The sequence below is a fragment of the Nocardiopsis changdeensis genome (assembly GCF_018316655.1).
GTDB lineage: Bacteria > Actinomycetota > Actinomycetes > Streptosporangiales > Streptosporangiaceae > Nocardiopsis > Nocardiopsis changdeensis.
The window spans coordinates 418,518-435,196 of sequence record NZ_CP074133.1 but is presented as its reverse complement, the minus strand read 5'-3'; the positions used below and the strand labels follow the sequence as shown (position 1 = coordinate 435,196).

Below are 16,679 nucleotides of genomic sequence, written 5' to 3'. Positions count from 1 at the left end.
GGTTCACTCCCTCCGGATCGCCTGGTCGGTGTCGTACAGGGCGAGCTCGTCACGGGTGAGGGTCATCTGCACCGGGATGCCCAGGCGCTCCGCACCGGTCTTGATCAGGTACTTGCCGCGGCCCGGGTGGCGGGCCCCGGGCTGCCAGGAGTCGGGTGAGGACCAGGAGGAGACCAGCCCCTGCTCGGGGGCGGTCATCGGGGTGATGCGGTTGACGGCCGCGAGCTCGCGCGGCGGCAGGCCCGCCAGGACGGTGATGGCGGAGCGGTCCACGAACCCGCGCGCCTTGGCCCGGTCCTCCTCGGTGGCCAGGGCCTCCAGGTCGTTGAGGGAGTGCGTCACCATGACCGAGGCCATGCCCTTGGAGCGGTTGAGCCGGGTGAGGGAGTCGGCGAACTCCACCAGGCCGGGGGCGCCGCGCAGGGCCCGCCACAGCTCGTCCATGACCCCGATGTAGGAGCGGCGCCGGATGACGCCGTGCTCGGAGAGGACCGCGGCGGCGTCCACCATCCCGAACCCGTAGCTCCACGTGCAGAGCATGGCGGCGGTGAGGAGCTTGTCCCCGGCCGCGCCCACGCGGGAGATGTCGACGCTGATCCCCGGGGCCTCCAGGTCGAGCGGTGTCGTGGTCTCGCCGTCGAAGACCCCCGCCAGGGAGCCCGTGCACAGCAGGCGCAGGGTGAAGACGAGGTCGTCGACGCGTTTGTCGTACTGGTCCCGGGTGTCGGCGCGGGCGAACGACCGCAGCGAGTCGGGCCCCTCCTCCACGACGTTGAGCACGTCGATGACGGTGGGCTGGCGCAGGCCGGCGAGCCGCTCGTCCAGCAGGTCGATGGCCGCGCCGAGCACGACCTCCTCGGAGTTGGCGATCCGCCCTTCGCGGACCAGGGTGCACAGCGCCATGAGCAGGGAGATCCGGCGCGAGCGCACCTCCCAGCGCAGTTTCTCCCGCTCCATGTCGGTGAGCCGCCCCATGACCTGGCCCAGGGGCCCGGCGTCGAGCGGGTTGATCCGGTCCAGGCCCCGTCCGATGCGCACCACCTGGCCGCCCAGGTGGGCGATGAGGTCGCTGTAGTCGGGCTTGGTGTCGCCCAGGATGATCGCCTGGGATCCGAACGACACGGCACCCGTGACCAGCCGCTTGACGAACGTGGACTTGCCCGTGCCCGGCTGGCCCAGGACGAAGCACCCGGGGTTGGTGATCAGCCCCGCGCGCAGCCACGCCATCGGGTCCAGGCAGACGACCTCGCCCGAGAGCAGGTCGCGGCCGATGGGGGTGCCGATCGCGGGCGGCTTGCTGCTGGTGACGAAGGGGAACAGCCCGCACGCCTGCGCGGTGGTGGCCTGGTACTCCACGACGTTGGGGATGTTGGGCGAGGCCCCGCCGCCCCGGTGGCGCCAGCCGAGCAGGGGGGCGATGACCTCGCGGTCCCGCTCCGCCGACCGGTCGGGCGCGGCCGTCTCCCGCTGCTTCTTGCGCTTGAGCCGCCTGCGCTCCTCGCGCTGCTGGCGGCGCTCCTCCGCCCGGCTCTGCCTGTCGACGATCGCCATCGGTGTCTCCTAACCCATACCGCGCTGGACGAGGAACGGCGGGCACACGCCCAGGGGCAGGGTCGTGGCGAACGCGACGTCCTGGCTGCCCCAGGCCCGGCGCAGCCGGATCCGGGAGGTCTCGGCCGCCGACTCCGTGTGCGCGATCGCCTGCTGCATCTTCTGCTCGTCGTCGACGGTCGCCGTCGTGTACAGGCTCACCTGCACCAGGCCGGCGCCGCGCGTCTCCTCCTGCGCCGCCTGCCGCGCGTAGGCCAGGTCCTGCCGGTCCCGGGCGCTCACCCGGTGGCGCACCCGGAAGGACAGCTCGCTCTTGTACTGGGCGGCGGCGTTCTGCGCCTCCAGGGCGCGGGCCGCCGCGGCCGCCGGCCAGGGCCGGAACAGCAGGGTGGTGCGCTTGACCCAGCGGGTCGGAGAGAGCAGTTCGGCGAGCACCGTGCTGGTGACGTGGGTGCGCGGCGCCTCCTGCCAGATCCACGAGACGCTCGTGCCGCTGTCGTGGGTGTAGCGGTCGTGGTGCGCCTCGGCCTCGACCGGGGTGGCGTCCGTCCAGTCGACGCTGCCGATGCCCTCGGGGGTCTTCTGGAGCAGGGAGCTGAGGTCGTTGAGCGCCGTCGGGTCGTAGGCGGAGCGCACCATCGCGACGAGCTGCTCCGGGGTGGCCCGGCCCAGGACCGAGACGCCCGAGCCCGCCAGGGAGGTCTCGATCTGGTTCAGGTAGCCGTTGATCTCGACCGCGGCCTGCATGCGGTCCTTGGGGGCGGTGGGGAACCTCCGCGGGTCGTAGGTGATGCTGACGCGGGTCTCCACCTGGGCGCTGACGGTGGGCGCGTTGACGACGAGGTCGTGCATGATCTTGCGGGCGGCCTCGGGGGAGGCCGGGTCGATCTCCGCCTCGACGCGGTGGCGCAGCGTGCTGCCCGGGTCGGGCCGGGACTCGACCGTCACCGTCACCCACTGGACCCACGGCATGTACCCGAGGGAGGCCAGCCACTGGTGCCAGCCCGCCACCCAGGTGTCGACGTCGGAGGGCTCGGCGAGCCACACCGAGTTGGACGACACCAGGACCGTCGCGGTCATGTGGCCCAGGCGCCGGTTCCAGGCCAGCCCGAACCGGCCGCCCCGGCCGTCCTCGCAGGAGAGCAGGGTGACGGGGGCCAGCACGCCGGGCAGCTGGAAGGCGCGCGGGTGCTCGACCATGACGCCCGCCCGGTAGCGGGTGTGCCCGAGCGCCTTGGCCCACCACCAGCGCAGCCGGGTGAGCAGGAAGCTCAGCAGGGACTCGCCCTGCACCGGCACCGCGGCCAGCACGAACGCCACCGACATGACCGGCAGCAGGTACAGGGCCAGCCCGGGGGCGAACAGCCCGGCCAGCATCAGCAGGATGAGCCCCGCGAAGAGGACGAGGGTGGCGGTGAGGCCGAGCCCGAAGAGCCCGATGCTGCGGCGCTTGCGCCACCCCCCGTACGTGCGGACCACCTAGACCATCCTTCCGTCGGCTCCGGTGGGCGCGTCCGCGCCCGCCGCTCCCCCGGGGCCGGCGGTCGACACCGAGCCCCCCGTGTCCAGGGACGCGCCCTCCGAGACGCTCCCCCCGTACGAGTCGCCGCCCCCCGCGTAGGAGGCGCCCGAAGCGCCGGGGTCGGCCCCGCCGCCCCCGCCTCCCTCGACCGCTCCCGAGGCGGAGACGTAGGACGCCTCGGAGGCCGAGGTCGTCGATCCGACCGACTCCGACGCGCCCGGGGCCGCCGATCCCGAACCGCCCGGGAGGGCCGAGTCCGCGCCGGCCTGCGCCGTCGGGTCGCCGCCGGTCCCCTCGGGGAGCCCGGCGTCGCCGGTCCCGTCGAGGGCGCCCCCGGCCTCGGGGGCCCCGGCCGCGGCGAGCCCGGCCGTCGCGGCCCCGGAACCGCCCTGGCCGCCCAGGGTCCCCAGGGCGCCCCGGTCCGCGGCACCGGACGCCGGGCCGGAGTCGCCGGCCTGCTGCACCCCGCCCCCGCTCCCCCCGTCGAGGTTGCGGGCCACCCCGGAGGCGCGCTCGTTGGCCCCGGCGGCGGCCGCCTGGAGGCCGCCGGACCCTCCGGAGTACGAGGCCGGGGAGCCGTCCGTGCCCCCGCCGGCCCCGGCGGAGGAGCCGCCGCCCTCCGAGGCGCCGCTGCCGCCGCCCCCGCCTCCGCCGCTCCCGCCGCCGCCGGTGATGGAACCGATGCCCCCCGCGGTGAGGGCGACCATCCAGACCCCGGCCGAGCCCATCAGGCGCATCAGCACGGGGAGGGAGCCGGTGGCCAGGAGCATCACGCCGGCGCCCACCAGGTACGTGGACAGCCCGTTGCTGCTGTCGTCGCCGGTGGTGCCGAGGAGGACCAGCCCGACCAGGTAGATCATCAGCAGCAGCGGCTTGTACAGGATGCAGGCGAACAGCCAGCCGATGACCTTGGGGAAGATCCGCAGGCCGGGCACCATCGTGCTGGCCGCCGCCAGCGGCAGCAGGCAGGCCAGGAGGTAGACGATCGCGTTCAGCACGGACAGGATGACCATCTGCGCGATGAGCCCGAGGATCACGGCGAGGGAGACGAGGTTGGTGAACGCCTGGCGCGCGGCGTCGTTGTCGAATCCCAGGGCGTCCTCGTCGGCGCCCACCCGCATGATGCTGGGGTAGACCTCCCGTGCCGACGAGAGGAGGTTGATCGGCCCCTCGCTGTTGTTCAGGTGCGGCCGCTGCCCCTGGTAGGTCGGCGCGTCGATGATCATCTGGGTCAGCGCGCTGCCGAAGGACATCAGGACGTAGACGAGGAAGAGCCCGGCGAAGGTCGTGATGATCACCGACAGCAGGCCGCGGACCAGGTCCATCATCGGGTCGAGGCGGCGGGTCCAGAGCAGTCGGACCGCCGCCAGCAGGATGCCCAGGGTCGCCAGGAAGAGCACCAGGGGGTTGAAGATGTTCTGGATGTGGAGCACGCCCTCGTCGACGACGAGCAGGCCGCCCGTGGGCGGTCCGTTCGCGTCGGCGCCGATGGGCGGCCTGCTCCCGCCGAGGATCAGCAGGTCGAACATACGCTCGGTGACGCCCTGAAGGCTCTCACCGACCCATTCGTCCATGTTCATTCGCCTCGCCCCCTCTCCTCCAGCCGCCCCGGTCCCTCCCGGTCGCGCCGGCCCTCATTCGTCCGTCAGTCCGGGCAGTAGTCCTGCGGGAAGTCGCCCACCTCCCGGTTGGCCTCCACCCAGGCCGGGTACTGCGTGCAGATGTAGTAGCGCTTGACCGCGCCCTCCCCCCGGCCGGCGGCCAGCTGGTACTTGCGCGGGACCTCGTCGAAGTCGTCGATGGCGTCCTTGCACGACTTCGCGGTCTCGTTCAGCAGGCTCGACGGGAGGTTGGCGCAGTGGTAGGTCGCCCAGATCCAGTCGGACCTCCCCATGAGGTCGCGGTCGTCCCCCCGGGGAGTGCAGGGGGAGTGCTCGAAGTTGTTGTGCACGTCCGCGAAGCCCGTGACGAAGCAGTACTCGTAGCAGTCCGAGGCCCCGTCGTAGGTGCACCGCACGTCGTCGGCGCCGGTCAGGGGGAGGGTGTGCGAGAGCTCGGTCCACCGGTCGGAGTCGGGGCAGACGTACGTGCTGGTGTCGGGGTCCCTGAGCCCGCCCTCGCAGGAGCTCTCCTGCTCCCTGGCGGCCTGCTCCTGGACGACCCGCTCGACGAGGTTCCCCAGGTCCTCCTCGGTGTCGTGCCGTGACCCCTGGAGGAGCACCGCCGCCAGGGAGCCCGCGGCGATGAGCAGGATGATCCCGAGGATGACCCAGGGGAGCTCGGCCATGCCGCGCGCGGCGATCCAGGGGTCGCCGGTGAAGTTGGCGTGGATCATCCGCCCGCCGATGATGATCAGCGCGAGGACCCCGACGACCGCGCCGAGGCCGACGACGTAGCCCAGCAGCTCGTTGCCCGCGCGCTCGAACTGCACCAGGGCCGCGGCGGAGTCGATGCCCGTGGCGGCGTCGGAGGCCGCCCGGTCCGAGAACCGGTACGCGGAGTACGTCATCACGTCTTTCCCGTCGTCATGACAGTGAGGTTCACACCCCGAGCAGCGTGGTCACGATGGGGACGGCGACGAGCATCAGCGAGACGCCCATGATGGTCCACAGGGCGCCGCTGACGCCCTCGGCGGCCATCTCGGAGCGGCCCAGCCTGCCGGCGGCCATCTTCCCCGCGGAGTACAGCAGCCCGATGACCCCGACCACGACGACGACCCCCTGGGCGAAGTTGAGCAGTCTCCCGACGGGGTTCCCCGAGGGGTTCTGCTCGCCGTTCTGCGACCAGGCCGGCATCCGGGGCTCGGGGTCCCAGGTCACTTCGAGGGGAAGGGAGGCGGCCAGGTGGGCGGCGTCCGCGAGGACGGCGAGCGCACCCGCCATCAACCGCCGCCCACGTTGGCGACGGCCCGGATCACGGGCACGGCGACGAGCATCAGGGAGATGCCCATGATGGTCCAGACGAGGCCGCCGACACCGTCGGCGGCCAGGTCGGAGCGGCCGAACTTGCCGATGGCCATCTTCCCGGCGGCGAAGAGCACGCCGATGATGCCGATGACGACGATGATGCCCTGGCCCCAGTTGATGGCGGTGCCGATCGGGTCGTCGCCCTCGTCGAAGTCGGGCAGTTTGGGGTCGGTGGTCCACCCGAAGTCCATGGGGACCATGGCCAGGTGGTGGGTCAGGTCGGCCGCGACCTGGAGGTATCCGTCCATGCTCATCCGTTCTCGTCAGCCTGCGGGGGTGGGGGTCCGGACCCCGGCCGCCGCCGTGATCCGGGCCAGGGCCCGGGACGCCTTGCCCGGCAGCTTCACCCTCGCCGCCTCGGCCGCGTCGACGTAGCGCAGGCCCGGGACGAAGGGGAAGCGGATCGGGGGCCCGGTGCGCTCGCCCACCAGGCGCAACCGCGCCGAGGACTCGGGGGGTTCGGGGCCGGAGCCGTCGGCCACGACCACCAGGGCGGCGGGGCGCAGCCCGTTGTGCTCCAGGACGTTGACGACCTCCGCCAGCCGCGTCGTCGCGGTGATGCCGTCCCGGGTGACGAGGACCAGGGGGCGGCCGAAGACGGAGATCAGGTCGCGGTCGGGCGTGTAGGCGCCGAGGTCCCAGGGGGTGCCGAGCAGTGCGGCCAGGGTGGTCGCGCCCGCGCCCCCGTGGCAGCCCAGGACCACGGCCTCCCCGAGACCGCTCCCGGAGGACGCGGTGGAGGCTCCGCGCACGTCATCGACGTCGATGGGTCGCCTCCTCATCTGGTCCTCCCCGGATCGCTCGGTCCGTTCCGCCGGAAGGGACGACGGGTCCGACGGGGTTCGGAGAACGTCCCGTCACTCGGAGCCTCGCCATTCGCGACGTCCGAAAATCGGAGTCCGCGGACAGGAGATAACGGACGGTGATGCCGCTGGGCCGGGGCGGGGGTCGAACAGCAGGCCATATATACCGCAAAGACATAAAACCCCTCAAGTGACCAGTGTCACATTCGTCACTTTGAGCAATGGACCGCATGGACTCTCCGTCGACAATGCGAAAAAGATGGACTTTTTCTCGGTCACCATGCGGAATTCGGAAACTCCGAAGTGTGATCGCGCTTGGTCGACCCCCGCCTTTCGCCAGGAGATCCATTCGGGACTTCTTGCCCGCGAACAATGGAACACTCAAGGGTTTATCTAAAAGTTATCCTCGTTCACGCTGCGTCACCATATCCGGACGCCTTAATCCATTGCCGTACCGGAACGCCCTCTGTATGGATGTACCGGATGTCCAGGAGCGGAACGGCGGGTCCAGCATGAGCGACTTCACCAGCGGTTCACGCGAGAAAACGATCGTGATCGCGATCATCGCGGCCCTGGTCGTCGCCCTCGTCCTGCTGTTCCGGCAGCTCTCGGGCGGTTCCGACGCCGAGGAGCCCGACCCCGGGCCCGGAGCGGAGGCCCCGGCGACGCAGGCCCCCGGCGAGCCCGTGGACGACGTCCTGGCGCTCATGCCCCATTCCGAGGACGAGCTCCGCGCCGGCGCCGAGAGCGCTCGGAGCTTCGTCGCCGCCTACACCGAGGTCCGCCCGGAGGAGACCGACGAGGAGCGCCTCGCCCGGCTCTCGCCCCTGGTGTCCGAGGAGTTCTTCGGAGCCGTGGAGGCCCTCGTCCTGGGCGCCCCCACCAGCGCCGTCCCCCAGGGGGACCCCCAGGCGCTGCGGTCGGACGCGGTGGTCACCGGCATCCGCAACATCGGGGAGGGATCGGTGATCTTCGAGGTGGAGGCGCGGTTCATGACCGACACCGGGGACGACGGGGGGAACGAGCCCGTGTCGTACGCGGTCACCATGGTCCCCGAGGAAGGGGGGTGGGCCGTGTACGCCTTCCAGGGAGCCGCCGTCGGGGACATCGCGGAGACCGGATGAGCACCCGCGCGCGTACACGGGCGAAGGCGCTGTGGTCCCGGCTGGTCGCCCTCGTCCTGCCCCCGGGCGGACGCGACGGCGACCGGGGGTCGGTCGCCCTGCCGCAGGGCGGCGGGGCCGCCCGGGTGGGCGGGGGCGTCACCGCGCTCGCCGTCATGGGGGGCATCGCCTACGCCGCCACGATGTGCGGCCCCACGGGCGCCACCGCGAGCGGCTTCACCGGGGCGGACCAGGGGGGCGGCGGGGTCGTCCACGCCTCCACGACGGGGTCGTCGCAGAAGACCATCACCATCAGCGCGCACGGGGAGCCCGGCTCCTCGACCAAGACCGTCCGCGTCGACATCCCCGAGAACATCCTGCGCATGCACCGGACCGCGGCGGAGGCGTACGACCTCCCCTGGGAGCTGATGGCCGCCATCGGGGCCATCGAGACCCAGAACGGCGCCTACGTCTCCACCGACCCGAACTGGCACTCCGGCCTGGTCGAGGGGCAGCGCAACCCCTACGGGGCGGCCGGGATCGTCCAGTTCGGCGTCAAGGACCCGGTGACCGGGCAGGTCGGCGGCCGGCTCGGCAGCGCGGGCAACGCGTGGGGCGGCGAGCCCAAGGAACCGGTCTCGGCGCGCGTCCCCTACGACCACGAGGTCGGCGCGATGCCGTCGAACCCCCGGTACTTCGGCATCGACGGCAACGACGACGGCATGGTCAACGTCTGGGACCCGTGGGACAACATCACCTCCGGGGCCTTCCGCATCGCCTACTACGCCCGCCAGGCCGAGCAGAAGGGCTCATCCTCCGTCTGCGGGCGGAGCGACCTGACCCCCATGCAGTGCACGGTCTTCCGGCACAACCCCGCCAAGTGGTACGTCGACCAGGTCTTCGAGGTCGCCGAGTACTACCAGAACTCGGGGATCGCCCCGACCTCCCCCTCCCTGAACATCGTCCAGGCGTCCTCGGGCTCCTCCGACCGGGAGTGCGAGGGCGGGGGCGGCGCCACGCAGGCGGCGTTCCTCGGCGACGTCGGCGAGGCCCACCGGACGGCGGTGGAGTTCGCCCGGGCCCAGCTCGGCAAACCCTACGTCTGGGGCGGCCGGGGCCCCGACTCCTTCGACTGCTCCGGGCTCACCCAGGGGGCGTGGCGGGCGGCCGGGGTGCAGATCCCCTGGGTGACGACCACCCAGTGGAACCCGGACCATCCGGACTACCGGGGAGGGACGGCCGAGCGCGTCCAGGAGGGCAGCCTGGACGTCTCCGTCCTCCAGCCCGGCGACCTGCTCTTCTTCCACACCAACCCGGGCGCGGCCAGCCCCTCCCATGTCGGCATCTACGCCGGCGGGGGCATGATGGTCCATGCGGCGAACTCCCGCAAACCCATCGAAGAGGTCTCCCTGGACTCGCAGTACTACCGCTCCTCCTACATCGGCGCCGTGCGGATCACCCCGGACGGCGACGGACCGGACTCCATGCAGGTGTGACCCCCCGCCCCCGCTCCCCGCAACCGCACCCGATCACAAAGGACGATCCGCCATGGCCTTCTTCGTACCCCTCCTCGCCGCCGCGGGCGGCACCGCCCTGCGGGCCGCCGGCGGCCGCGCCCTGAGCTTCCTCGGCAGCCGGGGGGCGAGCTGGCTCGCCGCCCGCGGCGGCTGGGGCGGCCTGGCGAAGGGCATCGGCAGCGGCGCGCTCGGCTTCGGCCTGGGCGCCCTCAAGCTCGGAGCGAGCGCCCTGCCCGCCATGGCGGGTATGGCCATGAGCGCCGGGGCCACCGTGCTGGGCGCGGCCGGGGCCGCCCTCGGCGGCGCCACCAGCCTGCTCGGCATGCTGGCGAGCGCCTTCGAGGGCGCGGGGTCGGGACAGTCGTACGGCATGTCGGGGCCGGCGCTGAGAGGCAAGGGCAAGGGGGCCACACCACTGCACGCCTGAATCCGGCCCCGGCGCGCCCGCGCCGGGGCCGACACCTCCGCCTCCCTCCCTCACCACCCCGGAAACCGCACTGTGAACACGCACGCCGCCACGGCCCCCGCCCTCCCGCTGACCATGGACGACGCGGTCATCCGCGCCGACCTGTTCGACGGTGTCGCCGCCTCGGTCGAGACCGCCCTGCTGGGCAAGTCCGAGGTCGTGCGCCTGGCCCTGGTCGCCATGCTGTGCCAGGGGCACGTCCTGCTGGAGGACGTGCCCGGCACCGGCAAAACCACGCTGGCCCGCGCCGTCGCCGCCGTCGCGGGCGGCGACTGGCGCCGCGTCCAGTTCACCCCCGACCTGCTGCCCTCCGACGTCACCGGCGTGACGATCTTCAACCAGGCCACCCGGGAGTTCGAGTTCCGGCCCGGCCCGGTCTTCGCCAACGTCGTCGTCGCCGACGAGATCAACCGGGCCTCGCCCAAGACGCAGTCGGCCCTGCTGGAGGTCATGGAGGAGCAGGCGGTCACCGTGGACGGCGAGCGGTACGCGGTGCCCTCCCCGTTCCTGGTCGTGGCCACCCAGAACCCCGTGGAGATGTCGGGCACCTACCGGCTGCCCGAGGCCCAGCTGGACCGCTTCCTCATGCGCCTCTCCCTGGGCTACGCCGACCCTGCCGCGGAGATCGCCATCATGCGCGGGGAGACGCTGACCTCCCCGGACGACCTGAAGCCCGTCCTGAGCGCGGAGGAGGCGGAGCTGCTGCGCGGGGACGCGCGGCGGGTGTTCGTCCACGACTCGATCTACGAGTACATCCTGCGCGTCGCCCACGCCACCCGCGACCGCGCGGAGCTGAGCGTGGGCCTGTCCACCCGGTCCACGGTGGCGATGGCGCGGACTGCGAAGATGTTCGCGCTCGCCTCCGGGCGCCCCTACGTGGAGCCCGAGGACGTCAAGTACCTGGCCCGCCCGGTCTGGGCGCACCGGCTGGTCCCCTCCCCGGAGGCGTCGATCGGCGGCCGGGGCGGCGCCGACGTGCTGGAGGAGATCCTCCGCGACACCCCCGCGCCCACGCCCGGCCGTCCCGCGGGCCCGGCGGCCGGCTGATGCCGACAGCACGGGGCCTGGCCGTCGCCGGGACCGGTGTCCTGCTGCTCGTGCTCGGCGTCCTGTCCGAGTACCAGGAGCTGGCCCTGCTCGGCGGCGTGGCCGTGGCGGCGGTCGTCCTGGCCGTGGTCGCGGTGGGGCGGCCGGCGGCCGTGGCCGTCGAGCGCTCCCCCTCCGCGGTCCGCACGTCCCCCGGCGCCGCCGTGGACGTGCGGCTCTCCCTGCGCAACACCGGGCGGCGGGCCGTCCGCGCCGCCGACCGCGTGGGCGGCCACCGGGGCGAGCGGCCGGTGCGGCCGCAGCGGCTGGCGGGGCGGGCCGCCGCCGAGGTCCACTACCGGTTCCGGCCCGGCCGCCGCGGCCTCGTCCGGCTGGGCCCGCTGCGCGCGGGCCGCTCGGACCCGCTGGGGCTGGCCGCGGCGTACCGCGACCACGGGGACACGGACCTGGTCTGGGTCCACCCCCGGTGGGAGCCGCTCGGCTCGGTGCCGGTGGGCCGGCGCGCCGACCCCGACGGCGAGGCCGACGGGGCGCCCTCCGGGGCCCTGACCTTCCACACCCTGCGCGACCACGTCCCCGGGGACGACCTGCGGCACGTCCACTGGCGCAGCTCGGCCCGGCTGGACCGGCTCGTGGTGCGGGAGTACATCGACGTCTCCCAGCCGCGGCTGCACGTCATCGTCGACGACCGGCCCGCCCCGGGCGGCGAGGACGCGCTCGACGAGGTGGCGAGCGTGGCCGCCTCCCTGGTGGGGACGGGGGTGGGCGCGTCCATGCACTGCGAGCTGTGGCTGGTGAGCGGCCGGGGGCGCGACTCCGCCGGCGGGCTGCCGCCGATGCTCGACCTGCTCGCCGAGGCGGTCCCCTCCCCGGACGCCGACCTGGAGGGCGCCCTGCGCCTGGCCCGGTCCCGGCCGGCCGGGGACACCGCGATCCTGGTGGGGGGCGCGCTCGGCACCGCCGACCTGCGGTCGTTCGGCCGGCTGGAGCACCACTACTCCTCCCTGGTCGCGATCTCCCTCGGAGCGGCGGAGCGGCCGGCGGCGCCGCCGTCGGTGACCCTGCTCTGCGCCGGGGACGCGCGCGGTTTCGCGGAACGCTGGAACGGAGCCCCATGGTCACGCTGACGCGCGAGCGCGCGGACGCCTCCCCCGGCGGGACCGGCGGGGGGCGCGCGGTCCCGCGGACGCTCCTGGCGGCCGCGGGCCTGGTCCTGGCCTCCTCCGCCGGAGGCGTGGCGCTCGCCCCCGGGTACGCGACGCCCCTGCCGGTGCAGGTGGTGCTGCCGGCGTGCGCGCTGCTCGCGGTGCTGGTGACGCTGGCGGCCCGGGCCCGGCTGCGCCCGTCCCTGGTGGTCCCGGCCGGGCTCCCGCTGCCGCTGGCGGCGGTCGTCGTCTGCGCCGTCCTGCTCCCGGGCCAGGGGACGGGCGTGGTCGACTCCACGGTCGAGGCGCTGGTCCACTCCGGCGCCCGGATCCTGACCAGTGCCGCTCCCACGCCGCTCAGCGTGGACACGCTCACGGCTCCGCTGCTGGCCACCTGGCTCGCCGGGGTCGGCTCGGTGCTGCTCTGGCACGGGCGGCGGCCCGCGCTGGCGATCCTGCCGGGGCTGCTGTGGCTGGTGGGCGCGGTGGTGCTCAACGGGCCGGTGGCCCCGCCCGGGTTCCCCTCGATCGGGCTCGTGGCGGTGGCCGCGGTGCTGCTGATGTCCGCGGTCTCCGCCGAACGCCCGCCGCCGGGGGCGGACGGTCCGACGGCCGCCGACCTGGTGGTCGAGGACGGCGGCCCGGAGGGGGCGGCGCCGGGCGGGCGGGCCGGCCGGTTCCTGACGACGGTGCTCGTCACCGTCCTGGCGGCCGCCGTCACGGTGTTCGGCGGCCCGGTGCTCCTCGCGGACTGGGAGGCCCGGCCGCGCGACCCGCGCGAGGCCCTCACCCCGCCACTGGCCCCCGAGGCCGCCCTGAACCCGCTCGGCCACCTCTCCGAGTGGGCCGCCGCCCCGGACGACCCGCTGCTGACGGTGCGGTCCGAGGAGCCCGTCGAACTGCGCTGGGTCGCCCTGGCGGACTTCACCGGCACGACGTGGCTGCCGGAGGGGGGCTACCGGGCCGCCGGAGAGGTGCTCCCCGCGCCGGTGCCCGCGCCGCCGCACGCCGTCCGCGGCAGCGCGGAGGTGGCCGTGGGCGAGGAACTGCCCGGCGGGTGGGTCCCGGTCGTCGGGGCCCCGCGCACGATCGACCTGCCCTCCGTGGGCCACGACGCCCGGTCGGGGGTGGTGGTGCTCCGGGAGGGCCCGGTCGCGGGCACGGAGTACACGGTCACCGGGGACGTGGGCGACTGGCGGCCCGCCGAGCTGGAGACGGCGCACGTCCCGGCGGGCCCGGAGTTCGACCGGTACCGGGAGCTGCCCCCGGGGGCTCCCCCGGTCCTGAACGACGTGGTCGCCGCGGTCTCCGGCCAGGGGCCGCCCTACGAGCGGGCCCGGCTCATCGCCGAGTACCTGCGCGAGTCGCACCACTTCTCCGCCGAGTCCCCGGGCGGCCACGGGTACGCCCACGTCGCGCGGGTGCTGGCGCCGCCCGGGGAGCAGGGCGGCGGGGGGACCTCCGAGCAGTTCGCCAGCGCCTTCGCCCTGCTGGCCAGGGCCGCCGGGCTGCCGAGCCGGGTCGTCGTCGGCTTCGGCCCGGGGGACGGCGCCGAGGGCGGCGCGCGCACGGTGCGCACCGGCGACGCCGTCGCGTGGGGCGAGGTGTACTTCGAGGGCTTCGGCTGGGTGCCCTTCTCCGTGACCCCCGGCGAGGAGGGCGAGGAGGCCCCCGAGGAGACGTCCGCCGGCACCGCCGGCGACGAGGACGGCCCGGAGGCGGAGAGCCAGGGGGCGCAGGGCGGCGGGGCCCAGGGGTCGCAGGAGCGGCCGCCGGAGCGCGAGGACGCGTGGACCCGGCCCGCGCTGTTCGCGGGCACCGCGCTGCTCGCGGCGGCGGTGGCGGTCCCGGCGGCGCGGCTGGCCCGGAGGTGGCTGCGGCTGCGGACCGGGTCCCCCGAGCGCCGGGTGCTGGGCGCCTGGTGGGAGCTGCGGGACACGCTGCGCCAGTGCGGGGCGCCGCTCCCGGCCGGACGGACGGTGGGCGAGACCCTCGCCGCCGTTGACGGCCTGCTCCCCGCGGGGGCGGGCGTCGGGCTGGACCGGCTGGGCCGGGCGGTGAACTGGATCGGGTTCGCCGAGAACGCCCGGGTGAGCCGGGAGGCGGCGGCCGAGGCCGCCGCCGCGGTGCGGCGGTGCTCGTCCGGGCTGCGCCGGACCCGCGGCCGGGCGCGGCGGGCGCTGTGGTGGTTCGACCCCCGGCCGCTGTTCTGGCGGGCCCGGTGAGCGCCGCCGCGGTAGGGGGCTTCGTGGATGGACCGGCCGTGAGGAGGTACGGGCGATGGACCGGATGACGTCCGGCGGGAGCCTCGTGGAGGGGTTCCACTCCCTGGAGGTGCTGCACCGGGGTGCGGCCGCCACCGTCTACCGGGCCGTCCCGGACGGCGGCGGCGACCCGGTCGTCCTCAAGGTGGCGCGCACGGCCGGCGCCGCGCCGGAGCGGGCGCGGGTGCCGGAGGACGTGCCCGGGGCGGTGCGGGTGCTGGCCGCCGGGAGCACGCGGTCGGGGCGGCCCTTCGTCGCCATGCCCCTGTACGGGGACGGCGACTACGCGGGGGTGCTGGACCGCCGCCACCCGCTCCCCCTGCCGGAGGTCGCCCGGGTCGGGGCGGTCGTGGCCGGGGCGCTGGAGGCGCTGCACGCGGCCGGGCTGGCGCACCACGCCGTGGAGCCCTCGCACGTCCTGCTCGGCGGCGGGGAGGTCGCGCTCACCGGCCTGGACCGAGTGCTGCCGCTGAGGACACCCGGGCCCGCGCCGGACGTCGCCGCCCTGCCCCACACCCCGCCGGAGGCGGTGGACGGCCGGGCGGCGACCCCGGCCTCCGACGTGTACCGGCTGGCCGCCACGCTGTGGACGCTGCTGGCCGGGCGCCCGCCGTTCGCCGACGGCCCCGCGGACCTGTTCTCGCTCCGGGAGCGGGTGCTCGCCGAGGTGCTGCCGCCGCCGCGCGCGGACCTGCCCGGCGCGTGGTGGTCGGTGCTGTCGCGCGGCCTGGCCAAGGACCCCGCCCTGCGCCACCCCGACGCGGCCGCCTTCGCCGCCGCCCTCCGAGCCGCCACCCCAGGCGCGGTGCCGACCCCGCCCGCACCGCCCGTCCCCGAAGCCCCACCCGCGACGCCCGCGACCCCCGTGGCCCCTGCGGAGCCCGCGCACCCTGCGATGCCTGCGCCACCTGTGACACCCGGGGCCCCTCCGGCCTCTCTGGCCTCTGCGGCGCCCACGACAGAGGGCCAGCCCGCAGAGGCAGCCGCGACCCCCGGCACACCTGTGCCCCCTGCGACACACGTGACCCCTGTGAAGGAGGACCCCTCCGAGGTCGAGGCGACGCATGCAGAGGCAGCATCGGCCCCGAACCCGGCGTCCGCGCCCCCTGGTGCCCCTGCGGTACCCGCAGAGAAGACGGTGCCCCTTACGGAGGCGGCGGCCTCAGACGTGACGCCCGCGATGCCTGCGGCGCCTGTGACGCCCGGGGTCTCTGTGGCCTCTGCGGCACCCACGACGGAGGACCCGCCCGCAGAGGAGGCGGCGGTCCCGGACACCGCGCCCGCGATGCCTGTGACGCCCGGGGCCCCTGCGGCGTCTGTGGAGCAGGCGATGCCTGCGGGGACAGCGGCTCCCGTAAGCCCTACGGCGTCCGCCGGGGAAGTGCCGGGGGTGCCGCCTGTGGTGGAGGCGCCCGGGGAGGCGCCCCCGGCTGCGGCGGAGCCGCCGGTCGGGCCCGGGCCGCGCACCGACCCCGCTCCCCCTCCGGTGGAGCCCCCTGCCCCCGCGAGGCCGACGACCATCCCCGCGACGCCCATCCCCCGGCCACCGGCCCCGGGTACGCCCTCCCAGACCCGGAGCGGCGCCGTGGAGCCGACCGCCACGGCGCCCCTCCCGGCGAAGACGGACCCCGTGCCCCGGGACCCCTGGCACGGCATCGTCGACCAGACCCCATCGACGCCCCCCGTCGTCGCCCGACAGGCACCGCCGCCGCCCGGCGGGCAGCCCTCGGGCGGCGCCCCGCGTGACCCCTGGCACGGCCTGCTGGAGCCGGGCACCCCCGGCGCCGGCCCGCGACCGGAGCCGGACGAGGGCGCACCGCGCTGGGGCGCGCTCCGGATCGTGGTCGCGGCGGCGTCGGTCCTCGTCATCGTCCTGGGCGTGGCGACCTTCCTCAACCCGGGCCCGGTGGCGGCGGTGCTGGGCGCGGTGGGCCTCATGTCCCGCGAGGAGACACCCCCTCCGGGGGCCGAGCTGCCGGAGGCCTCGGAGGTCCCCGGCGCCGCCATCGACCCGGAGTCGGCACCCGCGGACGTGGCCCTGGAGGACTCCGGCGAGGCCGTGGTGCTGACCTGGACGGCGGCCCCCGGCGCGGAGTCCGCCCCCCATCACGTCGTGGGCGGCCCCGCGGGCGACACCCCAGCCTCGCTCGCCGACGCGGTGGCGGGCACGGCCGAGGCCCGGGTGGAGGGGCTCGACCCGGAGACGGAGTACTGCTTCATCGTCATCGCCGTCCTGGGCGCGGACACCATCGCCCACTCCGAGGAGGTCTGCACCGAGCGCGGCGCGGGCTGAGG

The 16,679-nt window shown here is 75.0% G+C and carries 14 protein-coding genes; 7 read left to right on the top strand and 7 right to left on the bottom strand.

What is annotated here, in order from left to right; translation table 11 throughout:
• Positions 1 to 3: 3 nt before the first annotated feature.
• The 7 genes from KGD84_RS02130 to KGD84_RS02100 all read right to left on the bottom strand — a co-directional run bounded on the left by KGD84_RS02130 (position 4) and on the right by KGD84_RS02100 (position 6,821).
• Positions 4 to 1,551: a hypothetical protein gene (locus tag KGD84_RS02130; protein WP_220564443.1), complete on the bottom strand. Its 1,548-nt coding sequence runs from the start codon at positions 1,549 to 1,551 to the stop codon at positions 4 to 6.
• Between the two features lie 9 nt (positions 1,552 to 1,560).
• Positions 1,561 to 3,030: an SCO6880 family protein gene (locus KGD84_RS02125; protein ID WP_220564442.1), complete on the bottom strand. Its 1,470-nt coding sequence runs from the start codon at positions 3,028 to 3,030 to the stop codon at positions 1,561 to 1,563.
• Positions 3,031 to 4,653, bottom strand: coding sequence for a hypothetical protein (locus KGD84_RS02120; RefSeq protein WP_220564441.1), 1,623 nt, complete (start codon positions 4,651 to 4,653; stop codon positions 3,031 to 3,033).
• 65 nt (positions 4,654 to 4,718) lie between these two features.
• On the bottom strand, positions 4,719 to 5,582 hold the full coding sequence (locus KGD84_RS02115) for a hypothetical protein (protein WP_255646976.1): 864 nt from the start codon (positions 5,580 to 5,582) through the stop codon (positions 4,719 to 4,721).
• Positions 5,583 to 5,613: 31 nt separating this feature from the next.
• Positions 5,614 to 5,955 (bottom strand): hypothetical protein, encoded by a 342-nt coding sequence (locus tag KGD84_RS02110; RefSeq protein WP_220564440.1) that lies wholly within the window; start codon positions 5,953 to 5,955, stop codon positions 5,614 to 5,616.
• Positions 5,955 to 6,293 (bottom strand): hypothetical protein, encoded by a 339-nt coding sequence (locus KGD84_RS02105; protein ID WP_255646975.1) that lies wholly within the window; start codon positions 6,291 to 6,293, stop codon positions 5,955 to 5,957. The genes KGD84_RS02110 and KGD84_RS02105 overlap by 1 nt, the downstream gene beginning before the upstream one ends.
• Before the next feature lie 9 nt (positions 6,294 to 6,302).
• Entirely contained in the window at positions 6,303 to 6,821 is a 519-nt protein-coding gene (locus KGD84_RS02100; RefSeq protein ID WP_255646973.1) for a hypothetical protein, read from the bottom strand.
• A gap of 491 nt (positions 6,822 to 7,312) precedes the next feature.
• Here KGD84_RS02100 and KGD84_RS02095 point away from each other — a divergent pair, with 491 nt between their 5' ends.
• The 7 genes from KGD84_RS02095 (at position 7,313) to KGD84_RS02065 (ending at position 16,677) form a co-directional block, all read left to right on the top strand.
• Positions 7,313 to 7,966, top strand: coding sequence for a hypothetical protein (locus KGD84_RS02095; RefSeq protein ID WP_255646972.1), 654 nt, complete (start codon positions 7,313 to 7,315; stop codon positions 7,964 to 7,966).
• The gene (locus KGD84_RS02090; protein ID WP_220564439.1) at positions 7,963 to 9,441 is read left to right on the top strand and encodes a C40 family peptidase; all 1,479 of its coding nucleotides are present in this window, start codon (positions 7,963 to 7,965) and stop codon (positions 9,439 to 9,441) included. Before KGD84_RS02095 ends, KGD84_RS02090 begins: the two co-directional genes overlap by 4 nt.
• 52 nt (positions 9,442 to 9,493) lie before the next feature.
• Entirely contained in the window at positions 9,494 to 9,889 is a 396-nt protein-coding gene (locus KGD84_RS02085) for a hypothetical protein (RefSeq protein WP_220564438.1), read from the top strand.
• 114 nt (positions 9,890 to 10,003) lie between these two features.
• Positions 10,004 to 10,975, top strand: coding sequence for an AAA family ATPase (locus KGD84_RS02080; RefSeq protein ID WP_220565464.1), 972 nt, complete (start codon positions 10,004 to 10,006; stop codon positions 10,973 to 10,975).
• A complete protein-coding gene (locus KGD84_RS02075) occupies positions 10,975 to 12,102 on the top strand; it encodes a DUF58 domain-containing protein (RefSeq protein ID WP_220564437.1) in 1,128 nt (375 codons plus the stop codon). The genes KGD84_RS02080 and KGD84_RS02075 overlap by 1 nt, the downstream gene beginning before the upstream one ends.
• On the top strand, positions 12,090 to 14,345 hold the full coding sequence (locus KGD84_RS02070; protein ID WP_220564436.1) for a transglutaminase TgpA family protein: 2,256 nt from the start codon (positions 12,090 to 12,092) through the stop codon (positions 14,343 to 14,345). The genes KGD84_RS02075 and KGD84_RS02070 overlap by 13 nt, the downstream gene beginning before the upstream one ends.
• A 55-nt stretch (positions 14,346 to 14,400) precedes the next feature.
• Positions 14,401 to 16,677: a hypothetical protein gene (locus tag KGD84_RS02065; RefSeq protein ID WP_220564435.1), complete on the top strand. Its 2,277-nt coding sequence runs from the start codon at positions 14,401 to 14,403 to the stop codon at positions 16,675 to 16,677.
• Positions 16,678 to 16,679: the final 2 nt, after the last annotated feature.

What these genes read in the sequence shown, in the direction of transcription:
- KGD84_RS02130 (WP_220564443.1), bottom strand. Translation starts at nt 1,551, where the DNA reads ATGGCGATCGTCGACAGGCAGAGCCGGGCGGAGGAGCGCCGCCAGCAG.
- KGD84_RS02120 (WP_220564441.1), bottom strand. Translation starts at nt 4,653, where the DNA reads ATGAACATGGACGAATGGGTCGGTGAGAGCCTTCAGGGCGTCACCGAG.
- KGD84_RS02115 (WP_255646976.1), bottom strand. Translation starts at nt 5,582, where the DNA reads ATGACGTACTCCGCGTACCGGTTCTCGGACCGGGCGGCCTCCGACGCC.
- KGD84_RS02110 (WP_220564440.1), bottom strand. Translation starts at nt 5,955, where the DNA reads ATGGCGGGTGCGCTCGCCGTCCTCGCGGACGCCGCCCACCTGGCCGCC.
- KGD84_RS02105 (WP_255646975.1), bottom strand. Translation starts at nt 6,293, where the DNA reads ATGAGCATGGACGGATACCTCCAGGTCGCGGCCGACCTGACCCACCAC.
- KGD84_RS02100 (WP_255646973.1), bottom strand. Translation starts at nt 6,821, where the DNA reads ATGAGGAGGCGACCCATCGACGTCGATGACGTGCGCGGAGCCTCCACC.
- KGD84_RS02095 (WP_255646972.1), top strand. Translation starts at nt 7,313, where the DNA reads ATGGATGTACCGGATGTCCAGGAGCGGAACGGCGGGTCCAGCATGAGC.
- KGD84_RS02090 (WP_220564439.1), top strand. Translation starts at nt 7,963, where the DNA reads ATGAGCACCCGCGCGCGTACACGGGCGAAGGCGCTGTGGTCCCGGCTG.
- KGD84_RS02085 (WP_220564438.1), top strand. Translation starts at nt 9,494, where the DNA reads ATGGCCTTCTTCGTACCCCTCCTCGCCGCCGCGGGCGGCACCGCCCTG.
- KGD84_RS02080 (WP_220565464.1), top strand. Translation starts at nt 10,004, where the DNA reads ATGGACGACGCGGTCATCCGCGCCGACCTGTTCGACGGTGTCGCCGCC.
- KGD84_RS02075 (WP_220564437.1), top strand. Translation starts at nt 10,975, where the DNA reads ATGCCGACAGCACGGGGCCTGGCCGTCGCCGGGACCGGTGTCCTGCTG.
- KGD84_RS02070 (WP_220564436.1), top strand. Translation starts at nt 12,090, where the DNA reads ATGGTCACGCTGACGCGCGAGCGCGCGGACGCCTCCCCCGGCGGGACC.
- KGD84_RS02065 (WP_220564435.1), top strand. Translation starts at nt 14,401, where the DNA reads ATGGACCGGATGACGTCCGGCGGGAGCCTCGTGGAGGGGTTCCACTCC.